A 15,779-nucleotide genomic window follows, 5' to 3' on the forward strand; every position below is an offset into this window, starting at 1 on the left:
ACCGCGAGGTCGATGTTGCGGATCGTCTTGCGCAGCGCGTAACGGCGCACGTCCCGGTCGTTCGCGGTGAACGCGCCGTCCTTGAACACCGGGTGTGTGAAGAGGTTGGTGGTCGCCATCGGCACCTTCAGACCCGTCGCGTCCAGGGCCTGCCGGAACCGCTTGATGTGCGACTCACGCTCGCTGTCCGAGGACCCGAAGGGGATCAGGTCGTCGTCGTGGAAGGTCACACCGTAGGCCCCGAGCTCGGCCAGGCGCTGCACCGTCTCGACCGGGTCGAGGGCACGGCGGGTGGCGTCACCGAACGGGTCCCGTCCCTGCCAGCCGACGGTCCACAGGCCGAAGGTGAACCTGTCCTCAGGGGTGGGCTGGTAGCTCATGCCGCGGCTCCTTTGTTGCTGAACTATTTCGTCATGGCTGTTTACAAATTAGTATGCCAGCACATCCCTGGGAAGGGACAAGATGTCCCCGAAGGGTGAGATCCGGGTCTCCGAACCCCCGGGCACCATGAAAACAGCAGGTCAGATCCCGCGGAGCCGCGGAAAAAGAGGGAGAGCCCGATGTCAGCAGCCGAGGGTCCGCTCGTCGTCGGCGTGGACTCGTCCACCCAGTCCACCAAGGCGCTCGTCGTCGACGCGGCCACCGGTCAGGTCGTCGCGAGCGGCCAGGCACGGCACACCGTCTCCTCCGGGGCGGGCCGTGAGAGCGACCCGCGTCAGTGGTGGGACGCCCTGTGCGAGGCCCTGCGCCAGTGCGGTGAGGCGGCCCACGAGGCCGCCGCGGTGTCGATCGGCGGGCAGCAGCACGGGCTCGTGACCCTCGACGCCCAGGGCGAGCCGGTTCGCCCGGCCCTGCTGTGGAACGACGTCCGCTCGGCGCCGCAGGCCCGTCGGCTGATCGAGGAACTGGGCGGGCCGAAGGCCTGGGCGGAGCGCACGGGGAGTGTGCCCGGAGCGTCGTTCACGGTCACGAAGTGGGCCTGGCTGGCAGAGCACGAGCCGGAGGCGGTCCGCGCCACCAAGGCCGTACGCCTCCCCCACGATTACCTCACCGAGCGTCTCACGGGGCAGGGCACGACCGACCGCGGTGACGCCTCCGGCACCGGCTGGTGGGCGTCCGGGACCGAGGCGTACGACGAGGAGACCCTCGCCCACGTGGGTCTCGACCCCGCCCTCCTGCCCCGCGTGGTCCGGCCCGGCGAGGTGGCCGGTACCGTCCGCGACAGCCACGACCTGCCCTTCTCCAAGGGCACCCTGGTCGCCCCCGGCACCGGCGACAACGCCGCCGCCGCGCTGGGGCTGGGGTTGCGTCCCGGCACTCCGGTGCTCAGTCTCGGCACGTCGGGCACGGTGTACGCGGTGTCGAAGCGGCGCCCCGCAGACCCCACCGGCACCGTGGCGGGCTTCGCCGACGCGCACGGCGACTGGCTGCCGCTGGCCTGCACGCTGAACTGCACGCTCGCCGTCGACCGCCTCGCCGCCCTGCTGGGCCTCGACCGCGAGGCGGTTGAGCCCACTACCGGGATCACACTCCTGCCCTACCTGGACGGCGAACGCACCCCGAACCTGCCGAACGCCTCGGGGCTCCTGCACGGCCTGCGCCATGACACGACCGCCGGCCAGCTCCTGCAGGCCGCCTACGACGGCGCCGTTCACTCCCTGCTGGGCGCGCTCGACCTGGTGCTCGACGAGGACGCGGACCGCACGGCCCCGCTGCTGCTGATCGGCGGCGGTGCCCAAGGCACGGCCTGGCAGCAGACGGTACGGCGGCTGTCGGGGCGGCCCGTCCAGGTCCCCGAGGCCAGGGAACTGGTCGCGCTCGGCGCCGCGGCCCAGGCCGCCGGCCTGCTGACCGGCGAGGACCCGGCCGCGGTCGCCCGGCGCTGGAACACCGCGCAGGGGCCGGTGCTGGAGGCGGTGGAACGGGACGAGGAGACGCTGGCAAGGATCGGCGGGGTACTCTCCGACGCGGCCCCGCTGCTGGAGCGAGGGACGAGCGCCCGCTGAAGGACACGGACCGAGGACTGACCGCAGGCATGACCACACCGCTGCACGAGGGACACCCGACCGGCCCCGGTCGCGCGCTGCCCGACACCCAGCAGGGCATGCGTCGGCGCAATCTCGCCCGGGTGATGCACGCGGTCGGCGCCGAGGGCTCGCTCTCCCGCGCCGCGGTCGCCTCGCGCATCGGTCTGACCCGGGCGGCGGTGTCGACCCTCGTCGACGAGCTCATACGCTCCGGCCTGCTGGAGGAACTGGGCCCCGAGCGACCCGGCCGAGTCGGCCGGCCCGGGTCGGCTCTCGCCGTCAGCGGGCGCGGGCCCACCGGGATCGGCGCCGAGGTGGGGGTCGACCACCTCGCGGTCTGCGCGGTCGACCTGCGCGGGGAAGTGCGGGCGAGGGCCGTGCGGCACGGCACGAACCGCGGCCGCTCCCCCGAACCGGTCGTCGAGGAACTCGCCTCGCTGGTGCGCCTGGTCGCCGCCGAGACAGAACGTGACGGCCTGTGGCCGGCGGGGCTCGCCGTGGCCGTGCCCGGTCTGGTCGCCCCCGACGCGCGGACCGTCGTACGCGCTCCGAACCTCGACTGGCACGACCTCGACCTCGGCCGCCTGCTGCCGGCGGAGTTGCCGCTGACCGTGGACAACGAGGCCAACTTCGGCGGCCTCGCCGAACTGTGGCTCGGCGAGGGCACCCCGCGCGACTTCCTCCATGTGTCCGCTGAGATCGGCATCGGCGCGGCGGTCGTGGTGGATGGGCGGCTGCTGCGCGGAACTCGGGGGTTCGCGGGCGAGTTGGGACATGTTCCGGTCCATCCTGACGGGCCGGAGTGCGCGTGCGGCGGGCGCGGCTGCCTGGAGCAGTACGCCGGTGAGGAAGCCGTGCTGCGCGCGGCCGGCCTGGAGCCCGGCGAGGACCGTGTCGGGCTGCTCGCGGGGCGCGCCGCGGAGGGTGACGAGGCCGTACGGCGGGCGCTGAGCGAAGCGGGAACGGCATTCGGTATCGCGCTGACCGGGGCGGTCAACCTCCTCGACCCCCAGAGCGTCGTGCTCGGGGGTGCGCTGGCCGGTCTCGCCCCCTGGCTGCTGCCGTCCCTGCGGGAAGAGTTGGCCCGGCGCACGGCGGGGCCGGCCTGTCCCGTGTCCGTGTCACGTCTGGGTTCCGAGGGGCCGTTGCTGGGTGCCGCGCACTCGGTGGTCCGGATGGTGCTGGATGATCCGGCGGCGGTGGCGGAGCGGGGCTGAGCCCCGGCGACTGGGATCCACTCAGAACTGAAACCACTCGTTCGAGTGACCGAGTTCTCCACAACGTCCCGGCCGTCCACGGAAGCCTGCCACGCTCTTCTGCCCAACCCGCAGGCGCCGTACCGTGATTCACGCGAGGCGCAGCCGCCGTATCGTGACGACGGCTGGCGTGTCGGGTGAACGTGGGGGGGCTTCACATGTCGCTGGACGCATACCAGTTCGCTACCCAGGCCGTCGAGTCGCCGTCGGCCAACGGGCGCGACACCAACTACACGTGTATGGCCCAGCTCCGCAAGGAATGGCTGCCGACGCGCGAGACTCACCACGGGCTGCACGCGCGAATGCGTGAGGCCGCGTCAGGTCTCCAGCTCTGATCGCACTTGGCCCAAAGAGCCCAACGCCTAATGCCCCAATGCCCTAATGGCCCAATCCTCATGACAGCCCTCCCCCACCGAAAGGTGATCGAGCATGGAACGGGCAAGACCACTGCCCAGCAGGCGACGGCTCCTCAAAGGAGCCGCCCTCGCCGCCATCCCGTACGCGCTGCTCCCCGGGACCCGGGCCGATGCGCAGGCAGAGGCCGTCGACTACCCGCTCGCCGAGTGGCAGCCGGCGAGCACCTCCAACTACACGGCGTCGAACCGCCCCACCGCCTACCCCCTCGACTACGTGGTCATCCACGTCACCCAGGAGACCTACCCCGACACCCTCGCCATCTTCCAGAACCCGGCGAAGGGCGTGTCCGCGCACTACGTCGTCCGCTCCGCCGACGGGCACATCGCCCAGTGCGTCCGCGAGCACGACATCGCCTGGCACGCGGGGAACTGGGACTACAACACGCGCAGCATCGGCATCGAGCACGAGGGCTGGGTGGACGAGCCCGCCTATTTCACCGACGCCCTGTACGAAGAGTCGGCCAGGCTCACGGCGGCGATCTGCGCCGAGTACGGCATCCCCAAGGACCGCGCGCACATCATCGGGCACTACGAGGTACCGGGCACGAACCACACCGATCCCGGACCGAACTGGGATTGGACCCGCTATATAAGGCTCGTCAACTTCGCCTGACCCACCTGATCTGCCTGACCGACCCGACCGAATCGGCGTGCCCATGGTCGGCACTGTTCGGATCGCCGTGGTCGAAACGGTTGTCGGCACGCACACCCGGAGTGACGATGTCCTCAGCCGCACTGCCGAGCCATGTCGCCTGAGCCCGTTGCCCGAGCCTCATCGCCTCAGTCGCATCGCCTCAGCAGTATCGCTTTCCGGGAGGCCGAGTTGACCGATCCCTGGGTGGCCCTGGAGCCGGGGGCCGACCCCGTCGAGCGCGCGGAGGTGCTGCGCCGTGCGCACGACACGTTCACCGAGGCGGGCACGGTGACGCGGCCGGTGCGCGCCGTGGTGGCGGACTCGTGGCGGCGTTCCGTGCGGGCCGGGGTCGGGCCGGACGGCACCGCGAGCGTGGAACTCATGGACGGCGACCTCGGCGCGTACCGCGCCGAGCATCCGCTGGCGCGGGTGATGCCGCTGTTTCGTGAGTTGATGGGCACGTTCGCCGCCGACGGCGAACATCTGCTGGCGGTGTGCGACGGGCACGGCAGGCTGCTGTGGGTCGAGGGTCACGCGGCGACCCGGCGGCAGGCGGGGCTGATGAACTTCGTGCCGGGTGCCCGGTGGGCGGAGACGGCGGTCGGGACGAACGCGCCGGGCACGGCGGTCGCCGTGAACCGGCCGGTGCAGGTCTTCGCGGCCGAGCACTTCAGCCGGCGGGTGCAGCCCTGGACCTGCGCGGCGGCGCCGGTGCACGATCCGCGCACCGGACGGGTGCTCGGTGCCGTGGACATCACCGGCGGGGACGGGCTCGCGCATCCGCACAGCCTTGGGTTCGTCCAGGCCGTCGCACGCGCCGCCGAGTCCCATCTGGCGCTGCTCGCCCCCGAACAAGCCGCCGAGGACACGGCCGAACTGACCGCACTGGGCCGCGACGAAGCACGGCTGCTCGCCGACGGCCGCAAGGTGAGGCTCAGCCGCAGGCACAGCGAGATCCTGGTGCTGCTGGCCCGGCACCCGGAGGGCCTGACCGGCGACGAGCTGCTGTGCGCGCTGTACGAGGACGAGTCGGTGACGCCAGTGACGCTGCGCGCCGAACTGGCCCGGCTGCGCGGGGTCCTCGGCCCCGGGCTGCTGGCCTCGCGCCCCTACCGGCTGACGGTGCCGGTCGAGTCCGATGTCACGGCCGTCGAGAGACGCCTGGAGACGGGGGCGGTCACGGCGGCCGCGGCGGCGTACGCCGGACCGCTGCTGCCAGGCTCCCAGGCCCCGGCCGTGGTGCGGCTCAGGCAGCGCATAGCCGACGGTCTGCGGGCGGCGCTGATCGCCCGCCGCGACCCCGATCTGCTGGCGGACTGGGCGCACACGCCGTGGGGCGAGGACGACCTCGACGTATGGCGGGCGCTTGCCGCGGTGCGCCCGACGGCGGTGGTACGGGCGCGACTCGCCGCGCTGGAGGCGGAGCTGGCGGCACCGGCCCGGCCGTCGGGACGCTGAGCACGGACCCGCAACGTGGTCGCAACGTCCGCGTCCCTAGCCTCGCGCCGAGAGCTGCCCAACGGCGGGCAGCGCTTCTGAAGGAGGCCGACCAGCATGACCCGTTACGCGGCGCCCGGCACCGAAGGCGCGATCGTCTCCTACCAGGCGCGCTACGACCACTTCATCGGCGGTGCGTACGTGCCTCCGGCCCGTGGGCAGTACTTCGAGAACCCGAGTCCGGTGAACGGTCAGCCGTTCACCGAGGTGGCGCGTGGCACGGCGGAGGACGTGGAGCGGGCGCTCGACGCCGCGCACGCGGCCGCGCCGGGCTGGGGCCGCAGGTCGGCGACCGAGCGCTCCGACATCCTGCTCAAGATCGCCGACCGTATGGAGGCGAACCTCGAGCCGCTGGCGGTCGCCGAGAGCTGGGAGAACGGCAAGCCGGTCCGGGAGACGCTGGCGGCCGACATCCCGCTGGCCATCGACCACTTCCGGTACTTCGCGGGCGCGATCCGTGCCCAGGAGGGGGCGCTGAGCGAGGTCGACGACGACACGGTGGCGTACCACTTCCACGAGCCGCTCGGTGTCGTCGCGCAGATCATCCCGTGGAACTTCCCGATCCTGATGGCCACGTGGAAGCTCGCCCCGGCGCTCGCCGCGGGCAACGCGGTCGTCATCAAGCCCGCCGAGCAGACCCCGGTCTCCCTGCACTACTGGATGAGCCTGGTCACCGACCTGCTGCCGCCGGGAGTCGTGAACATCGTCAACGGCTTCGGCGAGGAGGCGGGCAAGCCCCTCGCGTCCAGCCCGCGCGTGGCGAAGATCGCCTTCACGGGCGAGACGTCGACAGGGCGGCTGATCATGCAGTACGCCTCGGAGAACCTCAAGCCGGTCACGCTGGAGCTCGGCGGCAAGTCGCCCAACATCTTCTTCGACGACGTGTGGGAGAAGGACGACGACCTGCGGGACAAGGCTCTCGAGGGCTTCACCATGTTCGCGCTGAACCAGGGCGAGGTGTGCACCTGCCCGTCCCGCGGGCTGATCCAGCGCGGCAACTACGGCGACTTCCTGAAGGCGGCCGTCGCCCGCACCGAGCTGATCAAGCCCGGCCACCCCCTGGACACCGACACGATGATCGGGGCCCAGGCGTCCAGCGATCAGCTGGCCAAGATCCTCTCGTACATCGACATCGGTCGCGAGGAGGGCGCCAAGGTGCTCACCGGTGGCGAGCGCGCCGAGTACGACGGCGACTTGAAGGGGGGCTACTACGTCCGCCCGACGATCTTCGAGGGCGACAACCGTATGCGGATCTTCCAGGAGGAGATCTTCGGACCGGTGGTCTCCGTGGCCTCGTTCGGCGACTTCGACGACGCCATCAAGATCGCCAACGACACGCTGTACGGCCTCGGAGCCGGTGTGTGGACCCGCGACATCAACACGGCGTACCGCGCGGGCCGGGCGATCCAGGCGGGCCGCGTCTGGACGAACTGCTACCACGCCTACCCCGCGCACGCGGCCTTCGGAGGCTACAAGCAGTCCGGGATCGGCCGCGAGACGCACAAGATGATGCTGGAGCACTACCAGCAGACGAAGAACCTCCTGGTGTCGTACTCGCCGAAGAAGCTCGGCTTCTTCTAGCCACAGGAAAAAGGGCGCCTGACCAGGACAGATACCCGTCAGGCACCTTTCACTCGAAACGAGACAACCGAGGTCGATTGGCGCGATAACTCCCGGTTCTTCCCATGGATTTCCCGCTCCGGACCAGTAGTTCCGGTCCATCGTCCTCCCGCAGCCGGCGGTTCTCCCGCCGCAGCGTGGCCAATTCCTCGCGTTCGCTGCTGGTCAGCCCGTCGCGCTCGCCCGCATCTACCTCGGCCTGGCTGACCCACAGCCGCACCGCGGTCTCGGTCAGATCGAAGTCCTTGGCGACCTGGCCGACCGAGCGGTCACCGCTCGGCACAACTCGACGATCTCGGCTTTGGACTCCGGCGTGAACGAACGGCGAGGCGAGGCTTCTTCTGCCCCATGATCTCCATGATGGACAACCTTCCGGGGCGGAACCCCTGATCTCGGATGTCCGTCAAAGCGGATCAAGCCCATACCTATCGCCGATGGAGTTCGAACAGCAACACCACAAGATCGCTAGAATCTCACTCACCGCATGTACCCCTGTGTCCCCACTCCGGGGGTCACCTCACTGTAGGCGTGGTGCCTTGCCGCGTCAGTGCCGGTGGGTGGCGTCGGCATGGCGGGGATCGGCGGGATGTTCGAAACCGGGATGGAGGGTGACCGTCATCGCGTGGCGGTGTTCCAGCCAGAGGGCGAAGTGGCGGTCCGCCGCCGCTCGGCGCAGTTCGTGCGCGATGGCTGGGCGGGCCTTCTCGTACGGGTCGGGGTGCTCGTCGCGGTTGCGGTCGTAGTAGGCGCGTACCTCGGACGGGGGGACAGTGATGTGGGCGGTGATGCGGTCGTACACCGCCATGGCGACCGGGAGCGAGGCGAGTACGGCTGCCGTGACCCCGCCCGTGCTCAGTGCGGCGGACAGATTGAACTCCCTTCGCCGGTGGGGCTGTTCAGTGACCAGGCCCATGGTCGCCGCCGCGTCTTCGATCACCGCTTCGTACGTCAGCAGCTGGACCACCCAGCGGCGCAGATTGCGGGCGTCCGCCGTGCCCGGGCGGGGCAGCCGGGTGGCCAGCGGGCCCCGGCGCAGTGCCGTGACCCTTGCCTGGACCTCGTCCTCGGTGACGGCGCGCGCCCCGACGTGCGCGGCCGCCCGCGGCCCGGTCACGGGGCCACCTCGATCTCTACCGCCTCGGTGTAGTGCAGCCAGCCCGCCGCCGCCAGCTTGACCACGGCCCACCAGCCGCCGGGGCGGGTCCCGGCCGGGACGGTGACGGGGAAGCGCACCACGGCCACGCCGTGCGCCGGCACCTCGGTGCCCGTGTCCCACTCGGGAAACAGCTCGAACGTCCCCCAGGGGCTGATCAGTTGAGCCTGTACGGAGACGGAGGTGCGCACCTGGGAGGTGAGCGTGACCTCCAAGGCCCCGGACTCGCCCGGTGCCAGTCGCACCCGGGTCGTCCCCAGCGTCGCCACCGGCTCGGCGGCCGGAGCGTCACCGATCAGCACCCGCGTCACGTCCTCGAAGACCTGGCCGTCATGGGTCGTCCGCGCCCGCACCCAGTACGTGCCCGCCTCGGCCGCGGCAGGTGGTGTGATCCGGACCGTTCGGGAGGTGTGACCACCGGGCTCAAGGCCGTACGGGAGGAGGCCGGTCCGGGTCGACCAGCCCTCGGGGAGGATGAGCTCGACGTTCCCTGTGGCTTGTCGGTCGGCGAGGGCCGAAGCGACCGTCACCACGATCTCGTCGTCGGTGTTCCGCAGGACCGGCGGTTCGAGGTGGAGGGCGAGCGGCATGTTGCCGATCGGGGCGGGACCTGTGTTGTGGAGCCAGTAGCGGGTGAAGACCGGCTGGTGCGGCTCCCGGCCGGGGGCGGGGGCGCCGCCCGGGGTGGTGAGGGGGGCGACGACGGTGGCGATGTCCATGCCGCCGAGGTCCAGGGTGAGGTCGGCAAGCGGAGAACCGGGGTGTTCCAGCAGGTCCGCGCGGTGGGCGTCGGACACCGGGAGGTCCGTGGTGATGACGGCCCGCGCGTCCCGGCCGGTCGCCTCGTGCCAGCGCATCGTGAGACTCTCGACCGGGCCGGGGTCGTGGCCGTCGGACAGGGGATTGCCGGTGGGCTTGAGGGCGGTGAGAACGACCTGCCCGGCCGGTTCCACCGACAGGTAAGAGCGCTGCTCCGGCTGCCCCATGCGCTCGCCGTGCGCCGCGCGCAGCGGGTGGTTGATGTCGTGCGCGAGCGGTACGACGCCTCGCGCCCGCCAGTCCCCGGCGCCCGCGAGGAGCGTGTAGTCGAAGGAGTGGGTCCAGTGCTGCTGTTGGAAGGCGGTCCCGTCGGGGGTGGTGCGGTGCGGTGGGTCGATCCAGATGCCCGACGGCCAGCCGGTGCAGGAGCGCATCAGCGACAGGTGCAGCGCGCCGCCGGTGTCCACGGCGAAGCCCGGCATGCCCTGGTTGACGATAGCGACGGTGTAGTCGTCGAGGGGCGGCTCGGTGAGCGGACCGCCCTCCGTGACCTCGATCACGGCGTCGTCGAGGTCCGCCACGAGCGCGTCCACCGCCCCCTCGCCGGCGATCACCAGCACCGGCAGCGCACGGGGGCCACGCAGATCGGCGCCCGGCACCCACACCTTCTCCAGCGGGCTGTCGGCCGGGATCCACAACCGCACCCGCCCGGTCGTGGCCAGTTGCTCGGCGAACACGTCGGCGTACACACCGCTCAGCACCTCCGCCGTGAACGGGTTCTCTTCGGGGCCGCCGATCGTGATGCGCACATCGGGCAGGTTGGAGTCGACGGTCAGATCCCCGTACCGGGCGCCCGGAGCAGCCGAACAGGTGCTGGTCACACCGGACTTGACCAGCGCCACCGCCAGATCGCGTGCCCCGCCACCGTCAGGTGTGACGATCTCCGCGATACCGATCGCACGCGCCCCGCCGGGCAGATCGACCCGGGCCGTCGACGACAGCGCGAACCAGTTGCCCGCCGGATTGTCCAGTGTCCAGGGGTGCTCCTCGGAGTCGACGTCGATGAGCCCGAACCCGCGCCCGATCACCGCGTCGGCGACCTCGCTCACCGGCAGCGCACCAGGCACCTGCACCGGCCAGCGCAGCCGTAGCAGCTGGTCGGCCCCGTCGAAAGCGTCGATGTGGGTGACCCCGTCGAGCCGGTCGAGCCCGTGCCACAGGGTGAGCGTCTGGGTGTACGAGACCGGGCCGACCGTGCCCGTGACGGTGATCCGCTCGCCCAACGGGCTCGTCTCGACCGTCACCGACTTGGCGGGGAGGGACGCCGAGCCGGTCACGGGGCCGCTGGGCACCAGATGCCAAGGGCCCTCGTGGTAGCGCGGATGCGCCGGGTACTCCTCGTACACCAGCAGCTCGTTGCCGACCCGCCCCGCCTGAAGCAGCTCGCGGCCCTCGACAGCCAGCCGGGAGACGCAGCCACCTCGCCGGGGGTCGACCTCCAGGGTGTGGGTGGAGTTCGCGATCCGGTTTCCGTCGGACGGCGTCCAGGCGCAGCCCGTACGCGAAGGGCGCGGCCGGTAGGCGCGGTAGCCGAGCGAGGGCACATCGCGGGCGAGGAAGACGAGGTCGGCCTCCGCGAGCGAGCCGTCCTCGTGGTGGACGACGTTCTCCACCAGAATCGGTGTGCCGTCCTCCAACTCCCAGCCATGGAAGCCAGGTTGAGGGAGTGCCAGGCGCGTGCGGACGAGATCGGTGCGCGGCCAGGCGGACGGGTTGAACACGCAAATCGCGTCGTCGGTCCCCAGCCGCCGCAGCGACGCGGCCAGCACATCGCGCCCGGTGTCGTACGCCTCCCGCCAGCTCGTCACCAGGTCCAGATAGACCTGGTCGGACTCCGAGCCGGTGATCGCGTCGTGGTGCGCGCCGTACGCGAGCTGCCGCCACGCCTTGTCGATGCGGGCGTACGGGTAGGCCGCCCCGGTCTCGACCGCGGCGAGGGTGGCGAACTTCTCCGCGTCGGTGAGCAGGGTCTCGGCGGCACGCTGGGCCTGCTTGGTGTCGATGAACGACACGTCCTTGCCGGTGTAGACGGGGTTCATGTCCCGGGTCTGCGGCGAGGGCGCGGGCAGTTCGGCGCGGACCGCCGCGAAGAAGTCGCGGGGCAGCGCGCACACCAGGCGCGGCCAGGTGTAGCGGGCGGCGAAGTCGCGGTGGATCCGGGTGACCCAGCGGTTGGGTGGCGTGTAGTCGGTACCCACCGGCAGCAGGATGTTGCGGGTCGCGGACACCTTCCGCATCAGCCGGTACAGCTCCAGGACGGCGTCCTCCGCCTCGCCGAGGGTCGTCGCGCTGTCCATCCACCAGCCCGCGCTGTAGTGCGCCGGCATGTAGTGCGTGAGCACCCCGCGCCCGCTGGGCGAGAGCCACTCGAACTCGGCGGGGAACTGCATCCCCGACGGGTCGCCCCAGCCGTCCTGCTCCCGGTCGCGGTCGGTGAGCATCGGACCCCACTGGTGGTAGGGGCCGCGCGCCCACGACGAGGAGGTCAGCCCGGCGTCGGCGACCAGGCCGGGGAACTGCGGGTCGTGCCCGAAGACGTCCAACTGCCAGGCGGTCTGCGGGTCACCGCCCATCACACCGCGCTGGAAGCCGATGCCGTAGACCAAATTGCGGGCGGTGGATTCGGCGGAGGTGAGGTTGGTGTTCGGCTCGTTGTACGTGCCCCCCATCAGCTCGATCCGCCCCTCGGCGAGCAGTCGGCGCAGCAGGGCGCGGTCGCCGGGATGGGCGTCCCAGTACGGTTTGAGGTAGTCGATCTCCGCCAGGACGAACCGGTAGTCGGGGTCACGGCGGGCGGTCCGCAGATGCAGCCGCATCAGCTCGAAGCCGGTCTGCTGGAAGTCGACCCGGAACTGCTGGGCGGTGTCGCCGGCCGCGTCCCATGTGGTGGTGTAGGCGGCCTGGGTGTTCCACCACACCGGGTCGTAGTGGAAGTGCGGCACCATCCACACCGTCCACCCCGGTTCGGCGACGGTCAGCTCTGCCTCCATCCGCGCGTCGCCGGCCCGGACGGTGATGGGCACGACGGTGCCGGGCACGGCGGCCTCGCACCGTACGCCGATCTCGCCCGCCATCCCCTCCCCGTGCACACCGGGGCCGCTGATGACGACTTGGGCGGGTTCGCTCAGCGTGACCCGTACGACCTGGAGCGGATCGTCCGCGGTTCCGACGAACAGGTCGGTCGACTCGACCTCGACAATGCGCACCTGTTATCCCTTCACCGAGCCGGCCATGTTGAACGAGCCGGAGAGGTATTTGTTGACCGCGACATAGAGCAGGACCGCGGGGGTGGTGTAGATGACGGAGAACGCGGCGAGTTGACCGTAGGCGACCCGGCCGTACTGGGAGAAGAACGTGTAGATGGTGACGGCGGCGGGCTGCTTGTCGGGGGCGTCGAGCAGCACGAACGGGACGAAGAAGTTGCCCCACTGGCCGACGAACACGAAGATCGCGACGACCGCGATGCCCGGTGCCATCAGCGGGGCGACGACGAACCGCAGCGACTTCATCCAGCCGGCTCCGTCGACCCAGGCGGCTTCCTCCAGGCTGATCGGCACGCCGTCCATGAAGTTCTTCATCATCCAGATCGAGAACGGCAGCGAACTCGCCGTCAGGAAGAGGACCATCGCGGGGACCGAGCCGTACAGGCTGAAGCGGAAGAACATCGCATAGACCGGGACCATGATCGCGGTCAGCGGGAGGCCGGTGGAGAAGAGCAGGGTGAGCATGAAGTGGCGCTTGAAGCGCAGCCGGTAGCGGGAGAGCGGATAGGCGGCGAGACCGGCCACGACGACGGTGAGGACGGCGGTCCCGCCGGAGATGACCACGGAGTTGAGCAGTGGACCGTACACGGTGTCGTAGTTGAGGACGGCCTTGAAGTTGTCGAGGGAGAAGGAGAAGGAGGGTTTGGCGGCGGGAGAGGAACCGGGCTGGACGGACGAGAGCAGCACCCACAGGAAGGGGCCGAGGAAGGACAGGGTGATCAGCGCGAGTACGGCGTGGGCCGACCAGCGCGCGCCCCAGCGGGTCATCAGGACTCCACCTTGATCAGTCGCAGGTAGACCAGCGAGAAGAGGGCGCCGATGACCAGCATCACCAGCGCCATGGCACTGCCGTAGCCGATCTCGAAGTACCGGAACGCCTGCTCGTACATGTACAGCGGGGTGGTCTGGCTGGCCTCGCCCGGCCCGCCGCCGGTCAGGGCGTAGATCAGGCCGAAGCTCGCCAGGGTCTGGAGGGTGGTCAGCATCAGATTGGACAGCACCGAGCGGCGGATCAGCGGCAGTGTGACGCTGAAGAACGTACGCAGTGTGGACGCGCCGTCGACCTTCGCGGCCTCCAGCAGGTCGCGCGGCACCTCGGAGAGCGCCGCCGAGTACACGAGCATCGAGAAAGCGGTGCCACGCCAGACATTGGCGAGGATCACCGCGAAGAGCGGTGCGGTGATCAGCCACTCCTGGTGGATCCCGAACACCGAGTTCACGGTGCCCTCGTCGCCGAGGAACGAGAACCAGCAGGCGGCGGCGACCACTTCGGGCATCACCCACGCGGCGATGACCACCCCGTTCACCACGCCGCGCACCATGCGGCTCTTGCCGCGCTGGAGCAGCGCGATGAGCATGCCGAGGATGTTCTGCCCGATGACGGCCGAGCCGAGGACGAAGACGAGGGTGCGGATCAGTGAGCTGACGAAGGCCTCGTCGTCGAAGAGCCGGGTGAAGTTGTCGAGCCCGATGAAGCGGGGATGGACGGACGCCGACCCGGTGAGCGTCTCGTTGGTGAACGCGACGTACACGCTCCACCCGACCGGGCCCACCAGGAAGATCGCGAGCAGCAGGAGCGTGGGGGCCAGGGGGAGCAGCCAGCGCATGGTCTTCCCGCGCCGTACGGGCGACGGCTGCGTTTTCGCGACCGGCGCCCGTTTCGGTCCGGCCGCGGTGGTGAGCGTCACGACGCCTTGCTGACAACGTTGTCGGATCCTACGGCCCGCTCCACACCCTCCGCGTACTGCTCCGCTGCCTCCTCGGGGGACTTCGACCCCAGGGTGACCGCTTCCATCGCCTCCTGGATCTGGGTGGAGACCTTCGGGTACGCCTCGTAGGCAGGACGGTAGTGCGACACCTTCGCGAGATCGGTCCAGAACTCCACCGACGGGTTCTCCGCAAGGTACTTCGGGTCGGCCGCCACGTCCTTGCGGACCGCGAGGTCGCCGGTGCCCAGTGAGTACTCCATGGCGTGCTTCTTGTTCAGCGCGAACGTGATGAAGTCGAAGCCCTTCTGCTTGCGCTTGCTGTACGAACTCACCGCCATCACCCACCCGCCGGACATGCTCACCGCACCAGGCGCCTCGCCCTTCTGGGTGGGCATGGGGGTCCAGCCCATCTTCTTCGTCCAGTCTGCCCACGGGGTGGGGCTGGTCGGCTTCCAGGCGCCCGAGGCCCACGCGCCGTCCAGCGCGATGCCGATCTTGCCCTTGGGGAACCACTCCAGGAGCACCTTGTCGCCGAGCTTGGCGTTGAGGGCGTCGGCCTTCTTCGGGCCGAGGTCCTCCCGGTAGACGGTGTCGACGAACTTCAGTGAATCGGTGATGCCCGCACTGGCCGTCACCCACTTCTCGTTCTCGAACAGCGTCCCGCCGGGTGTCCCGTACAGCAGCATCTCGAAGCCCTGCATGGTCGCGGCCTCACCGAGGATCTTCGTCGAGTACATGGAGAACGGGGTGACCCCGCGCACCTTGCGCTTGACGGTACGCGCCGCCTCCAGCACGTCGTCCCAGGTCTTCGGCGTCCAGGGGATCGGCAGACCGGCGGCCTCGAAGACATCCTTGTGGTACCAGAGACCGCGGGTATCGGTCGAGATGGGCACACCGTACGTCTTTCCGTCGAGTCCCTGCGCCGCCTTCTGGACAGACTCGGGGAACTGCGCCTTCCAGTCGGGCCACTTGGCGAGGAAATCGTCCAGCGGTGCCAGTTTCCCGGCCGCCACATCGGCGTTCACCTGGAAGGTGTCGTGGAGGTAGACGTCGGGGGCGGAGTCGGCGGACCGGTTCAGCAAGGCGAGTTTGGTGTAGTAGTCCTCGTTGGTGCCCTGGACGGCCGTCAGCTTGATCTTGACGTCCGGGTGGGCGGCCTCGTACTCGGCCTTGGCTCCCTTGAGGGACTTCTCCAAGTGGGGCCAGGTCGGCTCCACGCGGTAGAGGACCTCGATCTCGTTCGACTCCTTCCCGGAGCCACCCGAACAACCCGTGACGGCGGTCGCGCCGGCGGCTGCCGTCGCGAGTGCCCCGGCCAACATAGTGCGCCTCTTCAACTCGTCCTCCTGGTGACGGTGTTGTGCGCTGTCGTGCCTCAAGTGCCG

General features: G+C 70.2%; 11 protein-coding genes and 2 pseudogenes. 6 read left to right on the forward strand and 7 right to left on the reverse strand.

Annotation, left to right across the window (positions count from 1 at the left end):
- A pseudogene (locus ABT114_RS29600) lies at positions 1–380 on the reverse strand (xylose isomerase); the annotation flags it as partial.
- A 180-nt stretch (positions 381–560) separates the two neighbouring features.
- Here ABT114_RS29600 and xylB point away from each other — a divergent pair.
- The 6 genes and pseudogenes from xylB to exaC all read left to right on the forward strand — a co-directional run bounded on the left by xylB (position 561) and on the right by exaC (position 7,411).
- Positions 561–2,006 (forward strand): xylulokinase, encoded by a 1,446-nt coding sequence (gene xylB, locus ABT114_RS29605; RefSeq protein WP_351145935.1) that lies wholly within the window; start codon positions 561–563, stop codon positions 2,004–2,006.
- Between the two features lie 29 nt (positions 2,007–2,035).
- Entirely contained in the window at positions 2,036–3,244 is a 1,209-nt protein-coding gene (locus ABT114_RS29610) for an ROK family protein (protein ID WP_351145936.1), read from the forward strand.
- 203 nt (positions 3,245–3,447) lie between these two features.
- A pseudogene (locus ABT114_RS29615) lies at positions 3,448–3,618 on the forward strand (acetamidase/formamidase family protein); the annotation flags it as partial.
- Between the two features lie 94 nt (positions 3,619–3,712).
- Positions 3,713–4,312, forward strand: a complete 600-nt coding sequence (locus ABT114_RS29620; RefSeq protein WP_351145937.1) for an N-acetylmuramoyl-L-alanine amidase — start codon at positions 3,713–3,715, stop codon at positions 4,310–4,312.
- Between the two features lie 210 nt (positions 4,313–4,522).
- Positions 4,523–5,791, forward strand: a complete 1,269-nt coding sequence (locus ABT114_RS29625) for a GAF domain-containing protein (protein ID WP_351145938.1) — start codon at positions 4,523–4,525, stop codon at positions 5,789–5,791.
- A 96-nt stretch (positions 5,792–5,887) separates the two neighbouring features.
- On the forward strand, positions 5,888–7,411 hold the full coding sequence (gene exaC, locus ABT114_RS29630) for an acetaldehyde dehydrogenase ExaC (protein WP_351145939.1): 1,524 nt from the start codon (positions 5,888–5,890) through the stop codon (positions 7,409–7,411).
- A 49-nt stretch (positions 7,412–7,460) separates the two neighbouring features.
- Here the strand turns inward: exaC and ABT114_RS50680 are convergent, their stop codons facing one another.
- The 6 genes from ABT114_RS50680 to ABT114_RS29660 all read right to left on the reverse strand — a co-directional run bounded on the left by ABT114_RS50680 (position 7,461) and on the right by ABT114_RS29660 (position 15,731).
- A complete protein-coding gene (locus tag ABT114_RS50680) occupies positions 7,461–7,733 on the reverse strand; it encodes a transposase (protein ID WP_502988415.1) in 273 nt (90 codons plus the stop codon).
- 261 nt (positions 7,734–7,994) lie between these two features.
- Entirely contained in the window at positions 7,995–8,564 is a 570-nt protein-coding gene (locus ABT114_RS29640; RefSeq protein ID WP_351145940.1) for a DUF7158 domain-containing protein, read from the reverse strand.
- Positions 8,561–12,628, reverse strand: coding sequence for a glycoside hydrolase family 38 N-terminal domain-containing protein (locus ABT114_RS29645; RefSeq protein WP_351145941.1), 4,068 nt, complete (start codon positions 12,626–12,628; stop codon positions 8,561–8,563). The genes ABT114_RS29640 and ABT114_RS29645 overlap by 4 nt, the downstream gene beginning before the upstream one ends.
- A 3-nt stretch (positions 12,629–12,631) precedes the next feature.
- Positions 12,632–13,453 carry a carbohydrate ABC transporter permease gene (locus ABT114_RS29650; protein ID WP_351145942.1) on the reverse strand — a complete coding sequence of 274 codons (822 nt, stop codon included), beginning with the start codon at positions 13,451–13,453 and terminating at the stop codon, positions 12,632–12,634.
- Complete coding sequence (locus tag ABT114_RS29655) at positions 13,453–14,373, reverse strand: carbohydrate ABC transporter permease (protein ID WP_351145943.1); 921 nt, start codon at positions 14,371–14,373, stop codon at positions 13,453–13,455. The genes ABT114_RS29650 and ABT114_RS29655 overlap by 1 nt, the downstream gene beginning before the upstream one ends.
- Positions 14,370–15,731, reverse strand: a complete 1,362-nt coding sequence (locus tag ABT114_RS29660) for an extracellular solute-binding protein (protein WP_351145944.1) — start codon at positions 15,729–15,731, stop codon at positions 14,370–14,372. The genes ABT114_RS29655 and ABT114_RS29660 overlap by 4 nt, the downstream gene beginning before the upstream one ends.
- Positions 15,732–15,779 lie beyond the last annotated feature (48 nt).

This window comes from Streptomyces sp. NPDC002088, assembly GCF_040296605.1.
In the GTDB taxonomy this organism is placed as follows: domain Bacteria; phylum Actinomycetota; class Actinomycetes; order Streptomycetales; family Streptomycetaceae; genus Streptomyces.